This window comes from Paenibacillus sp. J22R67 (assembly GCF_059692175.1).
Genome location: NZ_JCAUAX010000014.1, coordinates 1 through 25,922 on the forward strand (window position 1 = coordinate 1; position 25,922 = coordinate 25,922).

Genomic DNA, 25,922 nt, shown 5'->3' on the forward strand with positions numbered 1-25,922 from the left:
CCTACGTGTTACTCACCCGTCCGCCGCTAAGCACCGAAGTGCTCCGCTCGACTTGCATGTATTAGGCACGCCGCCAGCGTTCGTCCTGAGCCAGGATCAAACTCTCCATAATAGTTGACGATTGCTCGCCCTTATATCTGAAAGCTTAATTGTACTCATTGACTTGCTAGCGAGATTATTCATCTCATTTATAGTCGATTACTCGACTGTGCTTACTCACTCGTTGTTCAGTTTTCAAAGATCAATTTCTTTCGTTCACTGCCGCGTTACCGAAGCAGCGAGAAGTAATATACCATGTAAGAATTTCAATTGCAAGTGTTTTTTTCATCCATTTTTAAAGTTTTCAACATGTTCAGCTTAACAATTAGTCTGACTATTTCATGCTGATCTTTATGCCACGCCATATGAATTGATTACGTTATTCATCCGCGTTGAATGGTGGATTTGCAATATACCACGGATTAAAAAGTATTACAACCTTTTATTCAAAAAAATTCTTTTATTCACTTTCTCATTTATTCACTCTTTCATTCATCTTTCACGCATCGAGCACTAGTCTCCAATTATTACAATGCATGAAATTGCCTGGAGGGTATTCGAATTCACAGTCACTGATCAATTGAAAGTTGAGCTTGTGACAGACTGCGTTCGACGCCGGGTTATGAATAGACGGGAAAGCATGAATATACTTATGTTTCTTCTCGATAGTTGCGTTTGCGATAGCTTCAATGACCGCTGAGGTTGCCACGCCTCTACCTTGGTAGGAAGGCAAGACACTCCAACCAATCTCATAGATGCTCTCGTCTTTCCACTTGCTATCCCAGTAACCAATACTGCCGACCGTTTCATTATCTGGAAGCAGCACAATACTAAACATGCGGCCGGTTCCCTTTCCGCCGATCTCAAGATATCGCTTATGGCGTCTTAGCAGTAGCTCCTCCGATTCAGGACCACCGAGGTGTTCCATCATCTCAGGCGCATTAATCTTACGCAGCAAATCAAGATTAGATTCGGACCATGATTCTAACTTGACATGTGGTCTTCTCATTGGCTCTGCCATTTCCCTCACCTCAATTATTCCTTCTATAGAGATTCATTCCTGCGCCCTACTCAAAATATCTACCCCCAAATATTAACAGAACATATGTTCTATGTCAAATCAAACCTCGTTCCAACGATAACCGTAGCGTCCAACTCATCATATCTAGACACAGTCGGAATCAACCCGCTGCGGGCAATAATCTCTGCAGCCTGCGGCGCCTGCCGCTCACTAACCTCAACGAAAAGGTGACCACCGGGCGCTAACCAAAGTAGCGCTTCGAAAGCAACACGACGCAGCACATCAAGTCCGTCCTCTCCCCCGTCTAGCGCCAAGCGCGCCTCATGAATACGGGCTTCCGAGGGAAGCAGCTCGATAGCTCCGGTTGGCACGTAAGGTACGTTAGCCAGCAGGATGTCGATACGGTTAAGCAATGTTTCGGGCAGCGGCTCGAAGATATCGCCTTCGAAGACCTGGCCTCCGGCAGCTGTGATGTTTCGGCGGGCACACTGCACCGCTGCGGGGTCGATATCCACTGCATACAGCTCAATTCCTTCCACCTCATCTGCCAAAGCTGCGCCCAACGCGCCTGTTCCACAGCATAGATCGACGACGACCGCTCCTGACTTGGCTACTTCAGTGGCCCGACGAACAAGAAACTCTGTGCGGTGACGGGGAATGAAGACTCCCGGGTCTACCTCTATCCGAATACCGTAGAACTCCATCCAACCAATGACGTGTTCTAATGGATAACCTAAGGCTCGCTGATCCGCCATTTCTGCTAACTCAACCGGCGTCTTCGCGACCGAAATGAGCATTTGAGCTTCATCTTCTGCGAAAACGCAGCCTGCATCACGAAGTCTAGTGACGAGATGATGATAATTGATATTCTCCATAAAAAATCACCACAATTCTGTTTATCGATAACATCATTTTATCCTTTGTACAAGTTTGCCGGACAGGTAGAATTTTTTTATAGCTAACTATCCTTCTGTTCACTTAGTTCGCACGGACATGCACGCACCAAAAAAAGCCCTGTGCTCAACATCAACACAACAGGACCTTCTTCTTTTCCAATGATTTTACAATTTACAAAATAACAAACAGCAGGGCTATCACAGCCGGCAATCCTTGCACAAGCAAGATCGACCTCTTAGCGGTTGCCCCGCCGTACAAGGCAGCAACAATCACACAAACGAGGAAAAACAGTTGAATGGAGCGTCCGATCAATGGATCTGGATGAACAAGTCCCCATATGAGCCCAGCTGCCAAAAAGCCATTGTACAAACCTTGATTTGCTGCCAGCGACTTAGTAGCCTCAGCCTGCTCCTTGGTCATGCCAAAGGCTTTCATCCCACGAGGGCTGGTCCACAAAAACATTTCCAAAACAAGTATGTATACATGCTCCAATGCCACTAATCCTACGAGTATAGACGTAATTATCGTAATAATAAACTTATCCCCCTGAACCGAATTGTGTGTATCCTAATACGTTTATTATATTTTATTAACTTAAATTTCGATAGTAAAAAAAGAAGCTACCCCGAGGGAAGCTCCTTTACTTGACAAGCCTGTTAGAATTCCTTCTACCACAAAAACAAATCATTCCCTTTCAATTTAAAACAGCTTCCATGAAATAATAATCCCCATAAATGATTGTCGAGTGGCATACATGGTGGTGATACGCAGCTGATGCATGGGTTAGCACACAATCAGAATCAGTTGTCCAGTCACTTCCAGCGTTCTCAGGAGCTTCAGTGCGGCGCTCAGATAAACATCCTTTTCATGCTGTCCAACGACTTTGGAGATTTCAATTAATCCGCATGCTGCTACAGCTGCCTCCGTGGAGTCTTCGTAGGCAGGCTCTTTCGGCTGTTTGAAATCAATTGGAATCACGCCGTTTGCGGGGTTGTTAGCCATAAAATAATGTGCAACACGTTGGGCTGTATGCAAGTATTCCACCTTCTGCGTGTGCATATAGCTCATCACAAAACCATATAAGGCCCATGCCTGTCCACGTGTCCACGAGGAGCCTTCTTCATATCCTTGACCGTCGTATGTTTTTACCACTCCGCCCAGAAACGGGTTGAACTCAACAATATGATGAACGGATCCATCCGCCCTAACAGATGCCTTCATTGCTGTATCCGCGTGCGCCATAGCAATTTGCTTAAATTGTGGATCGCTCGTTTCTTCACTTGCCCAATACAAAAGAGGAAGATTCATCATACAATCCACAATGGCCCAACCCCGTGTGTCTAACCTCTCTGAGTCATTCCATGCACGAATAAATCCGCCAGCCAGATTAAAACGCCCAGCAAGCAAATTGGCAGCATGCAGCGCTCATAGGCAGCCACATGAATCCGACGTCTTGATGCAGTCCGTAAAATTGGGAAAAACATTCGTCAAGCGCCTCTTCTGAGATATTAGCCATTTGTCTATATATTTCATTGCCGGTTTCGTGATACATGAGCCACATGATGCCGGCTGGCTAGCGATTAGAAATCAGCGATATCATCGATGCATCATCCAAAACCAACTTTTGCTGTTATCCGATTCCGATCTACGTATCCTATTTATGACTTCACAGTCCGCATCATTGACAGTCTTCATTATGTGCACGTAGAGTGAGTTCTAGCACGAGATTAGAAATTGCCAATACGCGCCTAATATCCACAAACTATCACAGGAAAGTGTCCGATTCAACCGGGCTTACTGTTCCTCTCCCCTATGTGTTCCGGCACGCGGATCGTTCTTTACGGGGCGATATCCGAACCAAACCGGTTGTTTAATAAATCCTTGGGAAGAGCAGGACGCCGTTCATGGATATGTGCAAAAGAACACCCCAAATCTATATCAGCTCCTTGAAAATGACTGGGACAGCTGGCATACAGGGAAGCAGCATCTGCTGACCGAGGAGCGTTTCGATCGTTCCGAACGCTCACAAACTCACTGGGTGCCACTGGAAGGGCGATATACCAAGCACCTTAAGAGTACCGGGAGGAGCTTCCTTCCAAAGCGTAGTTCCGGAAATGGCGGGCGGAACGACCACTCGTGCGGCAACGTACTCCATACCCACGACTGGTTGCTATGAAGAAGGGTTTGACGCATTCTTCGATGGATTCATCTTGAACGACTCGCTGCAAGCTTTGCAATTGCGGGATCAGACGAAGCCTGTGTTCTTGAGTGCTATGTTCCTTGCTCCCCATCCACCACTCGATATTCCCGATCCATGGTATTCGATGTATGCACAGGAGGACATAACGCTTCCAGAAAATGTTGGTGTATGGGCCAAAAATCAGTCGCCGCTTCAACTTTACAACCTGACAGGCGCGATCGGAACCCATTACTCCAGAGAGGACTGGCAACGGATTTGGACCGTGTATGCCGGACTTGTCCGGCTGCTTGACGATTGCGTGGGCCGCATCATCGATGAGTTGAAGGCACAGGGGATCTATGACGATACGCTTCTGATCTTCACAAGCGATCATGGCGAAATGCTCGGCTCCCACTGCCTCTGGCAGAAAATGTGCATGTACGAAGAGTCGGTACGTACTCCGTTATTCATGAAATTCCCTGCCCGTTTCAAGGTGGAGGCGCGCGATTCAATTGCTCTTGTTAGTGCCATAGACATTGTACCGACGTTATGCGACTACTTAGACATTCCACTGCCAGAGGGCGTTGCAGGAACATCGTTATTACCGCTTGTACATGGGGAGCAATTAAACCGTGAACGTCTATTTATTCAGTTTGACGGCAATGGAGCCAGAGGCATCTTCCAGCGCTGCGTGATTGAAGGAGATGATAAACTCATTGTCGATTGGTTCAAGGATGAAATCTATCTTGAATTGTATAATACGGCTAATGACCCCCAAGAACGAATCAATCTCTCGCTCGAAGCCGTTCACCGTGATAAAATCCTATCACTGCTTGGACATATCTAAGAGCACATGCGGTCCACAGGCGATTTACTGGAGTTGCCCGATGACACGTATGACATGTTTATCGTTAGATATACTCCTTTTCGGCATTAAGGCTCTCACCGCAGTTACTTACTCTGGAAGTAGACGAATCAAAAAAGATCGCCATCCCTCCCTGCATACCCAGGTGGTTGTTAATGGCCGATCATTTAGAGAAGCTTCCTCACACCGTTAACCTTAGCCGCAAAGCCATACAAATTATTAAACAAAATATATGGTTTTCACTGATCATTAAGGTAGCAGCCTTGATTCTCATTTTCCCTGAACTGCTAACTTTATGGATTGCAGTCATCAGTGATACAGGTGCGGCTTTAATTGTGATTTTGAATAGTATGCGCTTATTAAAGTTCAAGAATTAAAGCTTTTGCGAAATAACGAGTAATTACAACAGAGAAACACTCCAATGATAGCCTAACTGGCCCTCATTGGAGTGTTTTTTTAATTCTTTATTTGAATGCTTATTAAGCTTCCAATTTAGCAAGCTGTTCCCGAACTCGCGGTGCGACTTCTGTCCCCAACAGTTCAATGGCTTTCATAACTTCATCATGCGGCATTGTGCCGACTGGTAAATGCATGAAAAACCGCGAGAAACCTAAATGTTTGCTCATGTGAACGATTTTATTAGCCACCGTTTCGGTATCGCCTACATAAAGCGCGCCTTCAAGGCTTCGGGAAGCATCGAACTGTGCACGGCTATAATTCCCCCAACCGCGCTCTTTACCAAACATGTTCATCGAAGCTTGCGTAGGTGGAAAATACCTGTCGACCGCAAGCGAGGTGCTCTCGGCAACGAAACCAAGTGAGTGTACAGCCACTGGTAATTTCGACGCATCATGTCCTGCACGAGTAGCTGCTTCTTTATATAGCTTAACGATCGGAGCAAATTGGACCGGGCTCCCGCCAATGATCGCCAAAACTAGCGGTAATCCTAGTACACCTGCGCGAATAGCCGACTCAGGATTCCCCCCACTGCCTATCCACACAGGTAGAGGGGTCTGAACAGGACGCGGATAAATACCTAAATTCGTAAAAGCGGGACGATGCCCACCTTTCCAGGATACTTTCTCCGATTCCCTTAATTTCAAGAATAGTTCCAGTTTCTCCTCGAAAAGCTCTTCGTAGTCGTTCAAATCATAGCCAAACAATGGAAATGCATCGACCATGGAGCCTCGACCCACAATAATTTCTGCACGACCATTGGAAATACCATCGAGCGTTGCAAATTCCTGAAACACACGGACTGGATCCGCAGCAGAAAGTACGGTAACCGAGCTGGTTAAACGTATCTTTTTGGTAACAGCCGCCGCTGCCGCCAGCACCACGACTGAAGCGGAATCCCCAAATTCCTTACGATGATGCTCACCGACTCCGAATATATCCAAACCTACCTGATCGGCGAGGGTAATTTCTTCTACAACCTGACGCAATCTCTCCGCATGACTTATTGTCTTGCCTGTATGAACATCCGGCGTCGTTTCAACAAATGTATCTACACCTATTTCCACTTTCAAATCCCCCTATCTATAGTAAAAAATCGAACTCTATTTTCTTATCCTTAAAATATTTATCCTAACATTAGAAATTATAATATTAATGTAATGGAGTCGTCAACCTAGTGTTAGAATTTGGGACATCCTACAACACAAAAAAAATTGCCGTATCTCCAGCCTTAAGGCCAAGATAACGACAACTTTTTAAAAAATGCTTATGCTTTCGTGCTCATGCTTTATCAGTTTTCCATAGTTGCTCTAGCAAGATCACGATCATCGTACCTACCAGCAGTCCATTACTGAGTACATATTGTAGGATAGAAGGAAGTCCTTGGAATGCTGTCGACGGTAGGAACATAAGTCCGATGCTAATCAGCAGTGTGATGCCCAGAATAGTCAGTCGGCGTTGATCCAGTGTTTCCTTTAGAATAGACTGAAAAGCGATGCCAATCATTTGGACAAAAGATGCCAGTAATGCCGCCGTAGCGATTGGCCCTGGAAGCAGTGCCAGGAAGTTAACGATAACCGGTACTAATGAAATACCTGATAAGGCCAGACAAGCTGCAAGGAACGGACGAATTCGTGTCTGTTCGGTTAGTCGAATAAAACCCGCGGAAACCGGTAATGGAACGACTCCGATGGCTGAGAACAAAGCACATAACAGATGCGAAATTCCACCTAAGATTCCGCCGCGATTCAGCGTTTCTTTTAATTTCCTCGGAGGTTCCGGAACGACTTGGCTGACAGCCGAAACCGCAGCAATCGTATTAGAGACTAAAATGAACGTAAACAGAATCGCGGTGATCACAATTCCAGCATTGAATTGCGGGTTCCCCCATGCAAAAATGTCCGGAAGCTTAACCCAAGATTGGTTCGTGCTAAGTGTACCTGAGCTTTTGCCGAGCAAAGTATACAGCAGCCACCCGGATAAGATCCCGATCAACACGGCATAATTTTTGATCCAACCTTTGCCTCTCACAGATAGAAGGATGACGAGAATAAAGACTCCAAACGATATCGCTGCGGTTCCATAATCGGGAAGGGATGCCTCTCCTTGTAAAGCTATCATACCTTTCATGAAAACGCCGCTAAGTTGAAGCGCTAAGATCAAAAGAAAAGAACCGGTAACCAGAGGGGTGAACAGGAAGAGAAGTCGATGGAAATACCCGCTCAAGCCAAGAATAAGGAGAAGTACACCTGCAATAATGAATCCACCCTCCAGAATTTGCAGCGTTTCCTTCAAGCTTTGACCCTGTCTGACTGCTACGTCGGCCAAAATCACAAACACACTGACCCATGAACCTGCGGGGCCATCTGCAATCGGATACCGATGCCCCAACCATCCCTGGATGAAAGAACTCAAGCCAACCACCAAGAATGTTCGCTGCATCAACGCCGAAACTTCTTCTATCGATAAGTGAAAAATACCGCCGATCACGATAGGTAGTGCGACAGAATTGGCCAACAGGAAAATAAACCATTGAAATGTGCTTAAGCTGCCGTAGAACCGGCCTTTTTTTGTTTCCATTTTACCCACCTTATATAGGGATCTTTGGGCGTAGCTCAAAGTCTCTCCGCTTTTATATAGGGATCTTTGGGCGTAGCTCAAAGTCTCTCCGCTTTTATATAGGGATCTTTGGGCGTAGCTCAAAGTCTCTCCGCTTTTATATAGGGATCTTTGGGCGTAGCTCAAAGTTCTCCGCTTTTATGCAGGGAGCTTTGAGCGTGCCCAAGTCTCTCCGCTTTTATTTTACAGTAACGTCATTCAGCATCAGATAGCCTATTGGATTTAATGAGAATCCTTTGACACTTTTAGCCGTTACAGCTATGTGATCAATTGTTCGAATCGGAATTAACGGACTTTCTTTCATCTCGATGTCTTGCGCTTTCGCGTAAATAACTTTGCGTTTCTCCACATCTTTCTCACGACGGCCTTCTTCAATTAACTTGTCCACTTCCGGATTGGTATAGAAAGCGAGATTGCCTTTGCTTCCGTGGGAAGAGCTGTGGAAGACATTATACTGATTATAATCCGCATCGCCAGTTGCGTTCCCCCAACCGCCGATAAATAGATTGTGTTCTCCTTTACCTGTGATATCCAGATAAGCGCCATACTCCATCACTTTGATTTCGAGGTCGATGCCAATCCCTTTCAACTGGGATTGAACCACTTCTGCTAGGTTAATGCGCTCTTTTCGATCGTCTGTCACAATAGACGTTTTAAAACCATTTGGGAAACCTGCCTCGGCAAGCAGTTCTTTCGCCTTGTTGATGTTGTACGTATACTCGCCCAAATTAGGATTAAAACCGATCATCTTAGGGGAAAGCGCTGAGATGGCTTTGCTGCCCACGCCGTTATACACACCTTTGATAATGGAATCCTTTTCAATGGCATAGGAGAATGCCTGACGAACACGCACGTCATCGAACGGCTTTTTCTTCACATTAAACCCAATGTATTCTACCCCAAGCCCTTCGGTACGAGCTAGCGTCATGGCAGATGAATTTTGCACGCGGTCTAATTCGGTTACTGGCAGTTGATCGCTAATCTGAACTTCTCCCGATTCTACCATGGCAACACGCGTAGTATCCTCTGGAACTACTTTGTAAACAACCTTATCTACCTTCGGAATCTCTCCCCAGTAGCTATCATTTTTGACAAGAACCATCTCTTGTCCTGGCGTCCAGGACTGGAATTTGAATGGACCTGTTCCAATTGGATTTTTGGACAGCTTGTCGGCTTGTTCCGCAATGGCTTTCGGGCTAAGAATACTGCCTTCTGTGCTGGCAAGAATGGACAGAAGAGGCGCATATGGATAGGACAGAATGAACTGAACGGTATAATCGTCCACAGCCTTCACTTCTTTGACCATGGAGAAATTACTTGCTCTTGGCGAATTTACTTTAGGATCCAGAGCACGCTCCATGGTCTTCTTGACCGCTTCTGCCGTGAACGGCGCTCCATCGTGGAACGTTACACCCTGACGCAGCTTGAACTCCCAAGTTAAGTCATCTACCTGTTTCCATTCTGTTGCCAGAGCAGGCTTGTACTCCATATTTTTATCTGTCATGAGTAGGCCTTCGTAGACTTTACCAAAAATGTAATTCGCTGAAGGAATGTTTGTTATAAATTGGGGATCTAGGTTGTTCGCATCCGCCTTTCTTGCGATGGTCAGCGTACCTCCCGCTTGGGAAGCATCCGCCGCTTTCCCATTATCGGTTGTCGAATTTGGTGAAGAGGAGCATCCGGCCAACACAGACATACCTACAAGAGATATCGCGAGAAAGCCGCCGAGAATAAGATTTCTTTTCATTGTATAAAACCCTCCTATTTCGATCGTTTATCTAATACTTTAAATGGCTTATTAGCATTATAGGAAAAATCAGCTCTAGAACCTTGCACATTCTTTACGTTTATTTACAATATCTTTACTACTTTCGTTATGCAAACAAGCTACACCCAAGAAAGCGTTAACATTTTATCCTTCATGCAAAATCCCCTTTACGAGTGAATGATCTTCTTAGTTAGATAATAAATAATTTTCAGATTATTTAGTTTCACAATCTTTACTTGTATTTATATAATCTTTACTTCTTTTCGTGGAACAAAGTAAACAAACTAGCCAGCAGCTAGGCCCTCGTCTAAACCCAAACGTTTGATCATGGGGAGGGAATTGGATATGGGCCTCCAACCGTTTCTTGAATTGATTTTATATGGATGGAACTCGATTTCAAATACGGGCGCTACGCTTTTCCACCCCATATCCATTCCCTTTTGGTTCTACTTAGAATTGACTGCTGCTTTTATTTTCCTACCATGTTCCATACCATGCTGGTTGCTAGCTCACTTCACTATGTCCTGTGTCTCATTTCTCTTACTGACTTCACTTACTACTTCACCTCTATCCTTACCCTTACCAATACCTAACTCTACTTCTCTTACTACTTACTTTGTATTTCTCTTTCCTTACTATCCTTTTCTTATATATCTCCACTTACTTTACATCTCTACACACCCCACCTTTTCTGAGTTCTCAAACACGTTAGAAGTTAGCGTACTTCCATCTCTCATTGGACGAAATCCAATGAGAACGCCGTGCAGACGTGTTCATTCTTCTTTTCGTTGGATGAAATCCAACAGAGCAGCTAAAATGACACCGAAACCCCACAATATTCCTCTCTGTGTTGGATTTTGTCCAATGAGAATGGCGTTTAAGCATCAAAAATCGCATGTTCGTTGGAATTCATCCAATGAGCTTGACTCTCCTCAGGACGCTGCCCCTTCGACCCCACCTGAAACAAAAACAAGGTGGAAAATACTCTCCAACCCCGATAAATTCTATAATGTTTTAAAAAAAGCATAGCCCTCTCCGCATGAGAGAGAACTATGCCCTGACGACTACAACGAACCGGAAACGACGTTCCCGCGATACAGCACCGCTTGACGCTCGGCTCGTCTCGCTACCGCTTCCGCCGAACAACTCGCGTGAACAAGCACCGCGCTTGCTTCATCGCCAACAGCCGGCCAGACGCGGACGCCCTCCGCGGAAAGCGGAGTCTTGCCTCCAGTAATGAAGCCGAGCGCCTGCGCGAGCGAACGCTCATCACTCCAGCGGAATCGCTCCGCCAGACGGCCAACTCTTTCCAAGCTGTCTCCTTGGCCGAATGGGGACCAATGATCTGTGATGCTATCGTCGCCTAGTGAGACGGATACACCTTTTTGCTTAAGGAGCGGAATCGGTATTGTCGCTCGGTTAATCGGGACGGTCGAGGTGATCGCGATACCCAGCTCAGCAAACAGCTCGGCCACTTCGCTTTGCAACTCGACCGGAACGTCCGCCAGACCGAGGGCGTGGCTAACGGTAACACGCCCCTGCCAACCCGCTTCCTCGGTTAGTGCAGCAAGCCTTTTGAACGTGAATATGCCTAAATGACCTGGATCGTGAATGTGAACATCCACGTCAACATCAGCCTCTACAGCCAGCTCCATAATCGTATTCAACGATTTCTCGATGTTCTGATCGACCGAGGCCGGATCTACGCCACCCATCGATGTCGCTCCCATTCGCAGCGCTTCACGCGCCATTTCTACAACGTTACTGCGCAGCAACCCGTGCTGAGGGAAGGCTACGATTTCCCCAGAAAGCTTGCCCGAATAAGTTTCAAAAGCTTGCAGAGTGGCCTCAAGATTTTTCAAGCCGATATAGGGATCAATGTTGCAGTGGCTTCGGACGTGGGTTGAGCCGTTCTTCTGCAGCAGCCCAAGCATCGCTTCCGCCCGCTCCCTAGCTGTCGGCAGCAGTTCAGTAAGCAGCGTTTCTTCTTCCTTTAAACGAGTAAAAATGTTCACGGGCGGTGAACAAGCTTTCCACGGCCCTCCGTAATATGTTTTATCAATGTGAATATGCATATCGCGGAACGCTGGAAGCAGAAGCAGGTTCTTCGCATCTTGCTTAGGCAGTTCGCTGTCTATGGCTGTGTCTGCAGAGACGATTTGCATTATCTTCCCATCTTCGATGAGGAGATGACAGATCTCTGTCTCCGTTCCTGTGATTGTTCCATTTTCGAAGCTAAAGCCATTCTCCAAACGCACGTTAGTTAGCCAATAAGTCGAAATCATACTCATGATCGTTACACCCTTTCTCCTAGCCAAATTTGCAATCACTTACAACAACTCAGGATCAAAACGTTGTTCATCCACATAAGCCCTAGCATGACCCCAGAAATATTTAGTCGGTTCCATGTACTTCTGCAGCCCTGCGCGCTCAATCGTCCGCTTCGCTTCTTCATTCGCCTCATCAAGAGCGCTCAGCTCGTCAACTGTGAGCACTTTGCGGTCTTCCATCACGATTTTCCCATTCACAATAACGTTGTCTACGTCGCTCGCTACTGCCTGATGAACCAATCGGTGCACATACATATATTCAGGTGTCAAATGTGGCTGGCGCATGTTAACTGTAATCACATCCGCTTTTTTGCCAGCTTCCAGCGAACCCAGTTCATCGTCCCAGCCTACACAGCGGGCCGCATCGATCGTGACCATCTCAAGCAGCTTGCCAGCAGGCAAATAATAGTAGTCCTTGAGCGCTGCCTGATGAATCATCTGCGTCTTGCGCATCGCTTGAAACATATCAAAACTGGCTGCTGGGGAGGTACCGTCTGTGGATATCGCCACAGTTGCGCCCATCTCCATCAGTTCCGTAATTGGCGTTCGCGCATTCACTTGTCCGAATCCTGGCGCAGAGCTAACATTGGTTCCTGTTTCGGCCAAAATTCGCGCTTCATCAAATGAGATGCCGCGGCAGTGCTGCAGATGCACATCGGGGCCAAGCAAAGCGTTTTCTTTGTCTTGAATCGCCAGATGAATCATGCCACCAAAAGCATCCGAGTGAATCCGCGTCTTATATTTTCTGGCGATCTCACGAATTTTCTTCGCTTGATAACGATCATGATCCGTTAAGCCACATAATTGATCCGGCGGCGTCGGGGCTGACGGATTAACGGAAGTAACAATCACAAAAGGCGTGATGAAAGCACGAATGTGATCGTCGTGCGCATGATGCAAAGCTTCAATCACCGACTCGGCACCTTTCAGTACCTCTTCGTAGGTCACTTCTCTCGTTACCCGTTTCCCATCCACCCAGCGGCTGAATGAATGCGGCCACGGCGGATTGCAAGGCCCCGTGCAGACGATTTCTCGTATGCCAACTTCGGAGTAAGCTTTGGCATGATTGAGTGCAAAGATCGGATCATCCGAACGAGGCATGGAGCCAAGCACACAGGCGCCTGTCGTGATCCCTGCCTTTAGGCGTTCAAGCGCGTTCAACTTACCTTCGTAATACCAGAACTCATCTGTTACAAAATGCTTATACGTATGCGTCATGATTGGCATCCAGAAACTGATATTGTCCATTGCGATCGTCTTGAACATGGAGTGACCGCCGTGACCATGGACGTCTATCAAGCCAGGCAACACACAGTGATGATTGCAATCTATCGTTTTCTTTGCCTCATACTTCGTCAGCAATTGCTCAGTATCAGCAACTTCCAGAATTCTCCCCTCGTGGATCGCGACAGCTCCATTCTCCAGAATGCGCCGTTCTTGATCCATCGTAATCACGACGCCATGAACGAGCAATAAGTCGATCATTGCCTAAGTCCTCCCGCCACCAATGTCCCTCGGTAGAAGACAGCCTTTCGTTCAGCTCTTCTCGCGACCGCCTCCGCTGTGGAAGTAGCGTCCACTAGGACCACGCTTGCCTCATCTCCGACATTTGGCCATGCGCGTTTGCCATCTCGATCCAGCGGCGTCTTGCCTCCAGTAATGAAACCAAGCGATTGTGACAAGGCATACTCGTCAATCCAGCGGAAGCGTTCCGCTAAGCGACCCGCTCGTTCCAAGATGTCCCCATTGCCGAAAGGCTGCCAAGTATCAAAGATATTATCGCAGCCCGCAGCAACAGCGACCCCTTTCTCATGCAAAAGCGGAACCGGTGGCAGCGTTCTGCTATGTGGCGCGCTTGTAATGATCGTAATGCCTGCCTCAGCTAAAATAGCGGACAATTCTGCCGCCTCACCAGCAGGCACTTCACCAAGAGCGAATGCGTGACTGATCGCCACTCTTCCTTGCAAACCCGCTTCCATCGTAAGCGCTGCCAAGCGTCTCATTGTAAAAGTACCCAAATAATCCGGATCATGCAGATGTAAATCGACGCCCGCATTCGCCTCAACAGCCAGCTCCATCATCTGTTGCAACGAGGCTTCAACATCCCCATCTACCATTGCGGGATCGACGCCTCCGATCAGTGTAGCCCCCTCACGAAGAGCTGCTCTAACCAGCTCCTTGGACTTGGATCGGAGTAAGCCATGCTGCGGAAAAGCGACTATTTCGTAAGAGAGTTTCCCCTCATACGTGTCGAGCGCTTGTTGCACGGCTTCCAAGTTGCGCAGTCCCACTTCCGGATAGATATCCACATGCGTCCGCACTTCCGTCGAGCCTGCCGCAAGAAGTGTATCCAGCAAGTTTTCTGCTCTCTCCTTGGTCGAAGTCGGCAGTGTAGGGAGTATCCGTTTCTCCAATTCGAAGCGTCCCACGATATTAGCTACAGGGATGACTGCACGCCACGTATCCCCGATTAACGTCTTATCCAAATGAACGTGTTTCTCAATAAATGATGGCAGCATAAGCAGGTTCTTTCCGTCTTGCTTCAGAAGATCCGTTTCTAACGGTTTATCAGCTGTAACGATTTCACGGATAACACCGCCCTCTATACGTAGATGACAACTTTCAGTCTCCGTCCCGGAGATCACGCCATTCTCGTACAAATAACCGCTCTCCAGACGAACATTGGTTAACCAATAAGATGAACTCACGAATTGCTCACCCTTCCTTCCTTTTCCAAAAATTCGGTGTGATATGCTCGTACACCCTCAATTATAAAGAATATTCTGTGTTTTATTTTCACAATCTTTACTTCTATTTAAGGTATCTTTACGAGTTGCCCAAAGCTTATTTACTTCGCCCTGTTTTCTGATAACTTTAATTAAACAAAGGAGGACTGCTAGATGAATGTTGAATATGCTGAACAAAAGCAAGCGCTACCAAAACAAGCTCTCTCCGCTCGTCCTGGCAAGTGGAGAACATTTTATTTAAAGCTTCGGAGAAATAAGTTAGCGATGATAGGCGGGTATGTCATTCTTTTCTACTTCCTTGTCGCAATCTTTGCTCCGCTTCTAGCGCCATACGATCCGTATCATATTGATTTAGTAAACAAACTAAAACCTCCCTCAGCCGAACATTGGATGGGGACGGACGATAAGGGGCGCGACGTGCTAAGCCGATTGATTGTTGGGACACGCCTTTCACTCTCTGTAGGGTTTGTAGCCGTATTTATCGGAGCCTTCTTCGGAATTGTTCTTGGGTTGTTCGCCGGCTATTACGGGAAATGGGTGGATACGATCATCATGCGTGTGATCGACGTTTTGCTTGCTTTTCCGGGCATTTTGCTCGCACTGGCTATCGTTAGTGCCTTAGGGCCTAGTTTAATCAACGTAATGATTGCCATTGGCGTATTTTCCATTCCGATGTTCGCCCGGATCGTTCGCGGTTCGACCTTATCGGTTAAAAAGTTGGAATACATCGACGCTATTCGCTCATTGGGAGCCAGCGATATGCGGATCATATTCGCGCACATTTTCCCGAACATCCTGTCCCCGATTATCGTTCAAGCTACTCTAAGGCTCGCAACGGCCATTCTCTCGGCTGCCGGATTGTCCTTCTTAGGACTTGGCGCTCAACCGCCCTTGCCTGAGTGGGGCGCTATGCTAAGCAATGGTCGCGATTTTTTATTCACAGTACCCTACCTGGCTTTATTTCCGGGACTTGCCATCTCTACATTAGTCATCGGTTTTAACGTATTTGGAGACGGGCTCAGAGATGCATTGGATCCAAGAATGAAACAGTAAGCTTTCCTAAGCGCATGCTTACGAAGACCGTTTTCCTAAAGGAAAACTCTAAGGGGGATATCCATGTTCATATACATCGTTCGCCGGCTGCTTCAGATGATCCCGGTGCTGTTAGGCGTCATTCTAGTCGTATTCCTGATTATGCAGCTCGTGCCGGGCGATCCCGCCGTTATGCTCGCAGGAGAAGGTGCTTCAGCTGAGACTGTTGAACGCATACGTCATCAATTAGGGCTGGATCAGCCATTGTTTATTCAATATTTCCAGTATGTCATTGACGTGGTACAAGGAGATTTCGGGACTTCACTACGTTCCAATCTGCCTGTTTTTAAAGAAATTATGATTCGCTTGCCTATCACGATTGAGCTGGCTGTGGCCAGTATCTTCATCACCATTGTTTTCGGGATGCTTGCCGGAATCGTATCCGCTACAAAGCAATATACGGCATCAGATATCACGATCATGATCGTCGCTCTGCTTGGTGTATCCTTGCCCAGCTTCTGCCTCGGGCTCTCGCTTATTTACTTTTTCTCCGTGAAAATGCACATCTTTCCTGTCGCGGGCTGGGGAACATGGAAACATGTTGTACTCCCCGCAATCACGCTAGGTGCTTCAGGTGCTGCCATTGTCGCCAGGATGACGCGCTCCACGATGCTGGATGTCATTCGCCAGGATTATATTCGAACTGCCAAAGCGAAAGGTTTGAAATTACGCGTTATTATCTATAAGCACGCCCTCAAGAATGCGCTAATTCCTGTCATTACCGTGGTAGGTCTACAGTTCGGCGTACTGCTCGGGGGTACGGTATTAGTAGAATCTGTTTTTGCCATTAATGGACTTGGACGGCTGATTGTAGATGCCATTCGCATGCGTGACTTGCCTATGGTCCAGGGCGGCGTACTGGTCGCCTCCATTATTTTCGTCATGGTTAACCTTGCTGTCGACGTACTGTACCGAAACTTCAACAAACGGATCGAGCTCGATTAAAAGGAGGGAACGAGATGCTTAAACAACAAGAAAAGGTTCTGGAAGTAAGCAATCTTCAGACACACTTCTTTACTGATGAAGGCGTAAGCAGAGCTGTTGACGGCATTGATTTTACGCTCCATAAAGGGGAAACACTTGGGCTTGTAGGAGAATCCGGCTGCGGTAAAAGTATTACATCGCTTTCCATTCTTAGGCTGATCGCAAGTCCCCCCGGACGAATCCTTAACGGAGAAATCCTTTTCAAAGGACAAGACTTATTGAAAAAAACGGATAAAGAAATGGGTGCCATCCGTGGCAACGACATTTCGATGATTTTCCAAGAGCCTATGACTTCTTTAAATCCCGTCTACTCGGTTGGGGAACAGATCGCGGAAGTGTTTCGCCATCACCAAAAGCTGGGGAGAAAGGAAGCCTGGGAGAAAGCAGTCGACATGCTTCGCCTTGTCGGTATTCCCTCCCCAGAGAAGCGCGCTAAGCAAGAGCCGTATGAGCTGAGCGGAGGCATGCGGCAGCGGGTGATGATTGCCATGGCGATGGCTTGCAACCCGGAGATTCTTATTGCGGATGAACCGACAACAGCTCTTGATGTAACGATTCAAGCGCAAATCCTCGATTTGATGAAGCTGCTGCAGAAGCAAATGGGCATGAGCATCATTATGATCACCCATGATCTAGGCGTCGTTTCGGAGACATGCGATCGCGTCGCTGTTATGTATGCCGGTAAGATTGTGGAATACACCGATGCTGGCGAGTTATTTGCCAATCCGAAACATCCGTATACCATCGGATTACTTAACTCTCTACCTCGTGCGGACCAAGACCAAGAAGAACTGCAAGCGATCAAAGGCAGTGTTCCAAGTCCCTATAACATGCCTGCGGGATGCCGTTTTGCTCCCCGTTGTCCTCATGCCAGAGAATTATGTCAGATAACGATGCCAGAGCTAACCGACGTCGGAAACGGCAGTCAGGTTCGCTGCTGGATGTACACACCTGAGTGGGACGCACAGCTTGATACGCATAGGAAAGTGGGGAATTCCATCCAATGACAATACCTGTGGAGCGTGACACGGAGAAGAACGTTTTAGTTGAAATCAACCATTTGAAACAATACTTTCCGATCAAAGGCGGCATCTTAGGGCGAACCGTCAATCATGTTAAAGCTGTTGACGACATCAGCTTTAACATTTATGAGGGAGAAACGCTCAGCATTGTAGGTGAATCAGGCTGTGGCAAGTCAACCACAGGGCGAGCCCTCTTGCGTCTGGATGAACCCACCGGAGGAGATATCCACTTTCAGGATATGGATGTCCTCGGCCTGAATAAGACTGAACTCCGAAAGCTGCGCAAGGACATGCAGGTCATCTTCCAAGATCCTTTCGCATCCCTGAATCCAAGGCAAACCGTCCGCCAAATTCTGGGCGAAGCATTGGCCATTCAAGCTGTCATTCCGAAGGAAAAACGGACAGAACGAATTAAGGAACTGCTTGATAATGTGGGGTTACGGACCGACCATATTGATCGTTACCCGCATGAATTCAGCGGTGGTCAACGCCAACGTATCGGCATCGCACGAGCACTAGCTGTGGAGCCGAAACTAATCATCTGCGATGAGGCCGTTTCCGCACTCGATGTGTCGATCCAAGCACAAGTGCTGAATCTATTGAAAAAGCTGCAGAAACAGTATAAGCTGACTTATCTTTTTATCTCTCACGATCTAGGCGTGGTACGCCACATTTCCGATCGGGTGATGGTTATGTATCTGGGTAAAGTCGTAGAAATCGCTGACAAAAGGTCGCTTTTCGATAACCCGCAGCACCCTTATACCAAAGCACTCCTTTCTGCCATTCCTGTACCTATTCAGAAGGAAAAGAAGGAGCGCATCCTATTGACCGGAGATGTCCCCTCTCCCATCAATCCGCCTCAAGGATGCCGGTTTCATACACGCTGCCCGTTTGTTGTCGAAGCGTGCAAATCCCAGGAACCTGAGCTGCGCTACACTAGTGTTGGACATCAAGTTGCTTGCCACTTGGTTACTTCAGGTAATTATTGACTTCATTCGCTTTATAAAGACGAATAATTTAAACTGGTAGAGAAACCATATATGAAAACCGTATTGCAGAAGGGATCTCATGCTTAGCTTTGAGGGTTTTACCTTACTCATTTTATTGTTTATTCTAGCTCCAATTATTGGAGCTATTACTTTATTATTTCTGTTCGTCTTTGAGAAACGCATTGATCTCTTAGAAAACAAAACGAAAAAGATTGAGCTGGAGAAAGAGCTCCAGCAATCGCTTTATAACCAATTAAATCAGCAAATTCAGCCCCATTTTTTATTCAATTCGTTGAATGTGATTCTAACCTTAGCGCGATTGGAACGTACGGAAGAGTTGGTCAGAGCCCTTGAGGTTTTCTCCCAATTCCTTAAGTTTAAATATAAAACTACGGAACCCGTGATTCCTCTTCGGGAGGAGATTCGTTACACAGAGTACTATATTGAGATTCAAAAGCTGCGTTTCGGCACTCGCCTTACGGTCAAACTAACGTGTGATGAAGACATCCAGGAAGCCTATATTCCGCCTTTTGTTTTGCAAACCATCGTTGAGAATGCGTTTAAGCACGGGCTGGAACGAAAAATTGGACCCGTGAATCTGGACATCCATTTCTTCCTCGAACATGAGATGGCCAACCTCACCGTCTTCGATAATGGCACGATGGAGCTAGTGGAAGCCCCCATCGAGGAGAAGAGCGGACATGGCTTGGACAACATTCGGCGCCGTCTGCATCTCTACTTCACTGATCAGGCTAGCTTGCAGATTCAATCGATCCCGGAGACAGGCACGAAGGTGCAAGTCAAATGGCCTTTCATCCTAGAACCTAACTTAAAAGAGGTGCCCTAATGAACGTATTACTCGTGGATGACGAGCCTCTTGAGCTGGAACAGCTTGAGTATCTGATTCAGCCGCTTTTTCCTTTTTGGAACTTGTATAAAGCAGCCGATAGCTGCCAGGCAGCCGCCGTTAGCCAAAAGGTGAAAATTCATCTGGCCTTTCTTGATATCAATTTACCAGGCAAATCAGGGCTGGAACTTGGCGAAGAGCTGCGTCAGCATAATCAGGATATTGAACTCATTATCGTCACCGCATATCAAAATTTCCATTATGCCAAACAGTCCATCCGACTTGGCGTGGTAGATTACATGACGAAACCTGTCATTCAAAGCGAATTAGTTGATATCCTGAGCAAATACCGTAACAAAATGCCGCAATCCAAGTACTCCCATGTGATTCATGACGCACTTACCATCATCCATGAAAAATATGCGGACAAGCTCGCGCTTGCTGATCTTGCTGCAGAGGTTCACATTAACCCAACCTATTTAAGCCGACGCTTTCATGACGAGGTTGGTGTCTCATTCTCCGAATACTTGATGCAGTACCGTATTCAGATTTCTAAAAAGTATCTCATCGCCCATCCCGACTGGAGTATTTCTACCGTATCAGAGAAAAGCGGCTTTAACAGCCAACATTACTTCTGTACCATTTTCCGCAAAAGCACCAACCAAACACCGAAAGAATTTCGCGAGAAGGAGAAATAAACTTGCTTTACCAATCATTTCGTGAATATGCGCAGGGAGCAGCCAAGATTGGCATAGGCCTCGGAGTCATAGCGATCTTAGCTAGATGGGTCACTGGGATTACCATCTTTGCTTCTCCTGAAGCGCTCGTCAAATATGGCATCTTTGGTGGAATCGGCTATGCATTGATGGGAGCTATCGCGCTGATGGCTTTTGGCTGGCTTGGGAAAAGGGTGCGCAGAGAGTACGGCGATGGCCTCACCATTGGGGATTTCTTTCAATTTAAGCTGCACGGCCTCGGCTATTGGATGATGATTGCTATCCTGCTTATCACCAGTATAGAAGGCTTATTTATGCAGGGAATGGCAGCCGGCGTGCTGCTGAACATTCTATTCAGTGTCCCGATTTCGATCGGAATGCTTTGTTTCTTCCTGTTTTGCGTCATCTATGTCGGCTTTGGCGGGATGGTCCTTATTCAGCGCTTGGCCTTCGTTCAAGTCATCCTGATGTTTGCCGCAGCTATCCTCATCCCTCTTTATTTCTTCCTTGCAAAAGGGGTTGAAAACGTCTATCAAGGAATTCGGCTCTACCATCCTTATTTGCTTGTGCTGAACAATCATGAAGGCTTGTTTTTTATGTGTACAGGCCTATTAATTGGCTTCGGGCAAATTTTCGTTGACCAAGCAACGTGGCAGCGTCTGTACATGATCGAAGGCAAAAAAATCGTGCCCACCTTCCTTCTTTCCGGACTCATCTGGGCAACCGTTCCGCTAGCCTTTTCTTCGCTAATTATGGTCGTCATATTTACAGGCAGTTTTAATAACATTTATTCGCTCTTGTTTGATCTTATCCGTAAGATTGATACGATCTTCCTCTTAGTTTTGTTCGGACTCTGTTCATTCGGTGCTGTTACCTCCGCTTTTGGAGCAGGGCTGCACTCCATGATCAGTCTCATTGCGGGCAACGTGTATCCGCTCTTGAAGCCTGGCGCCAGCGAGAAACAGAAAATGCGCATGGGATACATGCTGGCGGTAGTGATTGGAGTTCTGTCGTTTGCGCTTACCTATTTTTTCACACCTACGCTTCTGGATTTGCTCTTTTTCTTTGGCATTATCTACGCGGCACTCATTGTCCCTCTTCTGTTCATCGTTTTCAGCAAAGGCAAAGTGGACAATTTCATTCCTCTCTGCGCATTGCTTGGACTGGTCGCGGGCTATTCAAGTCGATACACATTAGGGAACTTAGATGCCGTCTGGGTTAGTATGATGGTGTCAAGCCTGCTAGTGATTGTGTACTGGTGCGGTAAATTCATTAAGAAACACCTGGTAAATCATTGAGAGGAATTCACTTACATGTTTCGTTCCTACTTGTTGCTAATCTTTTGCGTTACCGTTTGGGGGAGCAATTTTGTCTTTGGAAACATGCTAGTCAAGCAGTTCTCCCCCTTATTTATAGCCATGGCTCGCTTGTTGTTCATATCCTTGTTTCTACTTGGCTATACATGGCTCCGACACCGCTTCATTCCCATTAGCAAACAGGAGTGGAAACTGCTTATTCTGCTTGGCATCATTGGCGTGTTTATTAACCAGTGGTCATTTTACCAAGGCTTACAAACAGCCGATCCAACCACCTCGGCGCTTATTCTCGCGTTAACCCCCATTACGACAGCCCTTTTAGCAGCCCTATTTTTAAAAGAAGCTTTAACGGTAAGCATGCTAGTTGGCTCACTGATGGCAATCTCGGGTGTATTTCTGGTCGTTTTTAATGGTACACGGCTTGAATTTCATATTGGTCACCTTTGGATTTTTATCACGATGATTACGTTTGCCATCTCCATTGTATTGGTACGTTTATTGGCTAGCAGGCTGCCCCCCATCATTACTACGCTTTATTCGACCTTGGTCGGATTCGGCACAATGGTACCGATTGTACTCGCGGGTGGGACAGGCTGGAGCATCAGTCATGAAGCGTGGGCATGGATCTTGTTAGTTGTCACTGCGATCCTGATGCACGGCATCGTTACCCTCGTTTGGAACAGCCAGCTGCAAAAGGTTGGAGCAGCGAAAGCCGCGATGTTCTCGAACCTAGAACCATTTGTCGCGATGATTGTTGGCTATGTGGTCCTCGGCCAGCTCGTTACTTCGCAGATGATGTTTGGTTCCCTGTTCATCGTGGGTGGCGTTACCTTGGCATCCTTGACTCTATCTAAAAGAAAGTCACAGCGGGTACTTCCCCAGTGAGCGAACTCATGGCTAAACAAACTAATTTTCGGACAACTGCAACCTTTTCGGACCCACTTCCGTTTGATGATTGTCGACATCATTACTACAAGATTTCAAATACCGGAAGGAGCTTTATCATATGAAAAAGAAACTAACAGTACTATTAACTTTGGCTGGAATCCTTGGCACAACGGCCGCAGTCGGAGCGGAAGATTTGGTAGAAAAGGTTACAGGTTACTTACAAAAGGATGTAAAAATTGTTGTTAACGGACAAGACAGCGCGCTTACACCTGTTTACATCGATGGAAAAGCGTATCTCCCCGTGCGCGATGCTGCAACTCAGCTCGGATATACGGTAAAATATGATGAAGCTAACAAAGAAATCGAGCTTGATGAAGCTGAGGTTGCTGACCTGATTCGTGCATCCGGTGTAGTTGTAAGCGTACAGGCTAAAGAAGACGGTAGTGCTCGCATCGAGCTACTTGGCAGCACATGGGTCATTTTAACCGTTGATAAAACCACTGCGATCAAGGGCTTAGACGGTAAAACGTTGACTGTAGCCGATCTGAAAGCCGGCACTCAAATCGACGCCGAATTCGGACCAGCCATGGCGATGAGCTACCCAGGTCAAGCGCAAGCCGTAAACATTAACGTATACGCAGACCGTTTGGTCAAAGAAGATACAATTAAAGAAGTGAAACATACGGATGACGGCTGGCAAGTTCAATTAGATGGTTTGGTACTGAACGCAGGAAAAGAAACTCGCGTCATGACGTCCCAAGGAGAATCCCTGACTTGGGAGGACCTGAAAGCCGGCACGAAAGTCAAAGCTTACTACGGACCAATGGAGACGAAAAGCCTTCCTCCTCAAAGTCCAGTGTACCTGCTTGTTGTTCAGGCTCAATCACCAATAACTGGAACTCCGAAAATGTCCCCAGAGGCAGCTCAGGAGTACCGCAACTTGGCATGGGCGCAAGTGAAAGAGCAAGTGTCCCATATTACAACGAAACAAGACGAAGCAGCTGTTCAAATCGTTTCCTCTAAAGAAGCTGGCGTACTAGCTTCCACAGACGAGCAGAAGAAATTGCTCGCAGACGTTCAAGCTGCGAACGGTAACTTCGTGACGGTTACTTACAACACAGACCAAGACGAGCTTCTTGGACCGTTGACAGCTGTGTTCGATTTCAACACGAAAGCTTTTGTTGGTTTCAACGCTAGAAGATAATTGATTACTGAAAAGAGGCTGTCTCCCGACAGTTCAAAAGAGAGGCTGTCCCGCGGTCATTGGATGACTTGGGATAGCCTCTTTCTTATGGAGCTGCAGCGATTAGCGGGGAAAACTCCCGTTATTTCAACCAATTCCGTCCTTAAAAATCAAATAACTGGAAAAAATACCGTTAATTCACTCCAATTAACCTACTTACTGGCTTAATCGTCCCCATTAACAGGAGAATTTCCATTTATTCATCCAGTAGCTGTGTTACTCAATTAAATAGCGGTAGTATTTCCCGTTAATCTAAGGCGGCACTGCCAAGCGCACAAAAGGCTCTCCCTCAGTCATTTGATGACTTTTGGGAAAGCCTCTTTTTATTTTTTCAGTTTCATATTGCAACCTTCTTCAACTCTACTAAATTTGTCATTATTTGTATTTTAACTCCTATATGTGTATGATAGCGAAAGAATTATAGCAATATTTGGTAGAATTGAAAATGGAGGGAATCAAATGAAACGTTGGATGTGCACACTCGCTGCGATTGTGGTAACTGCCTCGCTAACAGGGTGTAATTTTTCAGAGAAAACTAGCGGTACATCAAGAGAAGAAGGATCACTTAAGCAATTGGGGAAAGACGAGAAGGCAACGATTAAAGTGATGTATTATGATAAAATTTCTTTTTATCAACAGTACGGTAATCTTTTCATGGCCAAAAATCCGAATATTGATGTAGAAGTCATCTCTAATCAAGGAATTTATGGTCCCAACAAAGATCCTCAGGAAGCGCTTGATGCTCTCATCGATGAAGAGAAGCCGGATGTTCTCCTGGTTAGCGGTACCGACCAGCTTGAAAAGCTCGTGCAAAAAGGACGTCTGTATGCACTGGACGATATCATTAAGCAGGATAAATTCGATGTGGAGCAAATCCTCCCAGCTACACTGGATGCGATCAGGCTTAAAGGCGAGGGCAAATTATATGGACTTTCACCAGACTTCTACAGTCAAGCTCTTTATTATAACAAAGATCTTTTCGAGCAGTATGGCATAGAACTTCCGAAAAACAAGATGAGCTGGGAAGATGTCATTAATCTTGCCAAACGATTCCCAACCGATGGTCAAGGAGATCAGCGAATTTATGGATTTTCTTCTAATTCTTACATGACTGAAGGAGTCGCTTATCAAATTATGAACAGTATCGGCTCAACTTTGGGTCTGACTTTTATCGATCCCGATCAGATGAAGGTGACGATCCAGACAGATGCCTGGAAGAAGGTTCTTCAACTTACCGTCGACTCTCTGAAATCCGGTGCGTTGTATGTGCCCAAAAATCAAAACACAGACTCTAACGCTCCACGCATGTACGAGGACTATCTCAAACAAGATCTGTTCGCTACGGGCAAGGTTGCAATGACGATTGATGGCAGTTATAAGATGCAAAATCTGCAACAGGTTAAAGACCATCTGAAAGATGTGAAGTCCATCAATTGGGATATCGTCACGGTTCCCGTTGATCCCCAAAATCCGGACTTTTCTGCCACTGTTTCTGTATCCAATGTGTTCAGTATTAATGCCCAATCAGCTAATACGCGGGCAGCATGGGAATTCATTAAGTATATTAACGGTGATGAATTCGCTAGAGTCATGTCCAAATCTTCGAGCAGTCTGATGACTCGCACCACTTACGCGAAAGAGCGGGACGGTCATAATCTGGAACCATTTTATCTCCTGAAACCAAATCCAGATACGATCTATAAAGGCTACGAGAAAATTCCAGGCGGTTTCTACCAGCCATTCAGTATGCTTGCCAATCAAGAAATTCAGGCTGTCATCGATGGGAAGAAATCAGCTGACGAGGCACTTAAGACGATTCAAGATAAAGGTCAAGAGCAATTACTGCAAGCCAAACAAGCGGATGATGCATTGAAAGAGGCTCAGTCCAAGCAGAAATAACTCGG

Annotated in this window: 22 protein-coding genes, 1 rRNA gene and 1 pseudogene; 13 read left to right on the plus strand and 11 right to left on the minus strand. The window is 46.5% G+C overall.

The annotated features are described in order from the left end of the window. The 5 genes from AC58VC_RS32860 to AC58VC_RS32880 form a co-directional block, all read right to left on the minus strand. A 16S ribosomal RNA gene (locus AC58VC_RS32860) occupies nucleotides 1–112 on the minus strand; the annotation flags it as partial. A gap of 426 nt (nucleotides 113–538) precedes the next feature. After that, nucleotides 539–1,060, minus strand: a complete 522-nt coding sequence (locus AC58VC_RS32865) for a GNAT family N-acetyltransferase (RefSeq protein ID WP_497375304.1) — start codon at nucleotides 1,058–1,060, stop codon at nucleotides 539–541. A gap of 89 nt (nucleotides 1,061–1,149) precedes the next feature. Continuing rightward, nucleotides 1,150–1,935: a putative protein N(5)-glutamine methyltransferase gene (locus AC58VC_RS32870; protein ID WP_497375306.1), complete on the minus strand. Its 786-nt coding sequence runs from the start codon at nucleotides 1,933–1,935 to the stop codon at nucleotides 1,150–1,152. Nucleotides 1,936–2,128: 193 nt separating this feature from the next. Beyond that, nucleotides 2,129–2,488: a DUF1304 domain-containing protein gene (locus AC58VC_RS32875; protein WP_497375596.1), complete on the minus strand. Its 360-nt coding sequence runs from the start codon at nucleotides 2,486–2,488 to the stop codon at nucleotides 2,129–2,131. Nucleotides 2,489–2,740: 252 nt separating this feature from the next. Continuing rightward, a complete protein-coding gene (locus tag AC58VC_RS32880; protein ID WP_497375308.1) occupies nucleotides 2,741–3,268 on the minus strand; it encodes a hypothetical protein in 528 nt (175 codons plus the stop codon). Nucleotides 3,269–3,683: 415 nt separating this feature from the next. On the opposite strand from AC58VC_RS32880, the gene AC58VC_RS32885 reads away from it, so the two are divergent. From AC58VC_RS32885 to AC58VC_RS32895, 3 genes and pseudogenes are all read left to right on the plus strand, one after another. Next, nucleotides 3,684–4,133: a sulfatase-like hydrolase/transferase gene (locus tag AC58VC_RS32885; protein WP_497375598.1), complete on the plus strand. Its 450-nt coding sequence runs from the start codon at nucleotides 3,684–3,686 to the stop codon at nucleotides 4,131–4,133. Beyond that, nucleotides 4,072–4,983, plus strand: coding sequence for a sulfatase family protein (locus tag AC58VC_RS32890; protein ID WP_497375310.1), 912 nt, complete (start codon nucleotides 4,072–4,074; stop codon nucleotides 4,981–4,983). The genes AC58VC_RS32885 and AC58VC_RS32890 overlap by 62 nt, the downstream gene beginning before the upstream one ends. Before the next feature lie 167 nt (nucleotides 4,984–5,150). Then, nucleotides 5,151–5,378 (plus strand): annotated as a pseudogene (locus AC58VC_RS32895) (heavy metal translocating P-type ATPase); the annotation flags it as partial. Between the two features lie 102 nt (nucleotides 5,379–5,480). Here the strand turns inward: AC58VC_RS32895 and AC58VC_RS32900 are convergent. From AC58VC_RS32900 to AC58VC_RS32925, 6 genes are all read right to left on the minus strand, one after another. Further along, the gene (locus AC58VC_RS32900; RefSeq protein WP_497375312.1) at nucleotides 5,481–6,524 is read right to left on the minus strand and encodes an Atu2307/SP_0267 family LLM class monooxygenase; all 1,044 of its coding nucleotides are present in this window, start codon (nucleotides 6,522–6,524) and stop codon (nucleotides 5,481–5,483) included. Nucleotides 6,525–6,738: 214 nt separating this feature from the next. Beyond that, nucleotides 6,739–8,037: a purine/pyrimidine permease gene (locus AC58VC_RS32905; protein ID WP_497375314.1), complete on the minus strand. Its 1,299-nt coding sequence runs from the start codon at nucleotides 8,035–8,037 to the stop codon at nucleotides 6,739–6,741. Between the two features lie 217 nt (nucleotides 8,038–8,254). Next, on the minus strand, nucleotides 8,255–9,823 hold the full coding sequence (locus AC58VC_RS32910; protein ID WP_497375316.1) for a glutathione ABC transporter substrate-binding protein: 1,569 nt from the start codon (nucleotides 9,821–9,823) through the stop codon (nucleotides 8,255–8,257). A 1,085-nt stretch (nucleotides 9,824–10,908) separates the two neighbouring features. Beyond that, nucleotides 10,909–12,135, minus strand: a complete 1,227-nt coding sequence (locus AC58VC_RS32915; RefSeq protein WP_497375318.1) for an amidohydrolase family protein — start codon at nucleotides 12,133–12,135, stop codon at nucleotides 10,909–10,911. 39 nt (nucleotides 12,136–12,174) lie between these two features. Continuing rightward, a complete protein-coding gene (locus tag AC58VC_RS32920; protein ID WP_497375320.1) occupies nucleotides 12,175–13,659 on the minus strand; it encodes an amidohydrolase family protein in 1,485 nt (494 codons plus the stop codon). Beyond that, nucleotides 13,656–14,882, minus strand: coding sequence for an amidohydrolase (locus AC58VC_RS32925; RefSeq protein ID WP_497375322.1), 1,227 nt, complete (start codon nucleotides 14,880–14,882; stop codon nucleotides 13,656–13,658). Before AC58VC_RS32925 ends, AC58VC_RS32920 begins: the two co-directional genes overlap by 4 nt. A gap of 192 nt (nucleotides 14,883–15,074) precedes the next feature. Here AC58VC_RS32925 and nikC point away from each other — a divergent pair, with 192 nt between their 5' ends. From nikC to AC58VC_RS32975, 10 genes are all read left to right on the plus strand, one after another. Further along, nucleotides 15,075–15,974, plus strand: a complete 900-nt coding sequence (gene nikC / locus AC58VC_RS32930) for a nickel transporter permease (protein WP_497375324.1) — start codon at nucleotides 15,075–15,077, stop codon at nucleotides 15,972–15,974. Nucleotides 15,975–16,037: 63 nt separating this feature from the next. After that, nucleotides 16,038–16,958, plus strand: a complete 921-nt coding sequence (locus AC58VC_RS32935; RefSeq protein WP_497375326.1) for an ABC transporter permease — start codon at nucleotides 16,038–16,040, stop codon at nucleotides 16,956–16,958. 14 nt (nucleotides 16,959–16,972) lie between these two features. Next, nucleotides 16,973–18,004, plus strand: coding sequence for an ABC transporter ATP-binding protein (locus tag AC58VC_RS32940; RefSeq protein WP_497375328.1), 1,032 nt, complete (start codon nucleotides 16,973–16,975; stop codon nucleotides 18,002–18,004). After that, nucleotides 18,001–19,008, plus strand: a complete 1,008-nt coding sequence (locus AC58VC_RS32945; RefSeq protein ID WP_497375330.1) for an ABC transporter ATP-binding protein — start codon at nucleotides 18,001–18,003, stop codon at nucleotides 19,006–19,008. Before AC58VC_RS32940 ends, AC58VC_RS32945 begins: the two co-directional genes overlap by 4 nt. Before the next feature lie 79 nt (nucleotides 19,009–19,087). Further along, nucleotides 19,088–19,855: a sensor histidine kinase gene (locus AC58VC_RS32950; protein ID WP_497375332.1), complete on the plus strand. Its 768-nt coding sequence runs from the start codon at nucleotides 19,088–19,090 to the stop codon at nucleotides 19,853–19,855. After that, nucleotides 19,855–20,553, plus strand: coding sequence for a response regulator transcription factor (locus tag AC58VC_RS32955; protein ID WP_497375334.1), 699 nt, complete (start codon nucleotides 19,855–19,857; stop codon nucleotides 20,551–20,553). The genes AC58VC_RS32950 and AC58VC_RS32955 overlap by 1 nt, the downstream gene beginning before the upstream one ends. Nucleotides 20,554–20,555: 2 nt before the next feature. Beyond that, complete coding sequence (locus AC58VC_RS32960; RefSeq protein ID WP_497375336.1) at nucleotides 20,556–21,869, plus strand: sodium:solute symporter family transporter; 1,314 nt, start codon at nucleotides 20,556–20,558, stop codon at nucleotides 21,867–21,869. A 15-nt stretch (nucleotides 21,870–21,884) separates the two neighbouring features. Then, nucleotides 21,885–22,772: a DMT family transporter gene (locus tag AC58VC_RS32965; RefSeq protein WP_497375338.1), complete on the plus strand. Its 888-nt coding sequence runs from the start codon at nucleotides 21,885–21,887 to the stop codon at nucleotides 22,770–22,772. Between the two features lie 121 nt (nucleotides 22,773–22,893). Continuing rightward, complete coding sequence (locus tag AC58VC_RS32970) at nucleotides 22,894–23,979, plus strand: stalk domain-containing protein (RefSeq protein ID WP_497375343.1); 1,086 nt, start codon at nucleotides 22,894–22,896, stop codon at nucleotides 23,977–23,979. Nucleotides 23,980–24,477: 498 nt separating this feature from the next. Next, complete coding sequence (locus AC58VC_RS32975; protein ID WP_497375347.1) at nucleotides 24,478–25,917, plus strand: ABC transporter substrate-binding protein; 1,440 nt, start codon at nucleotides 24,478–24,480, stop codon at nucleotides 25,915–25,917. Nucleotides 25,918–25,922: the final 5 nt, after the last annotated feature.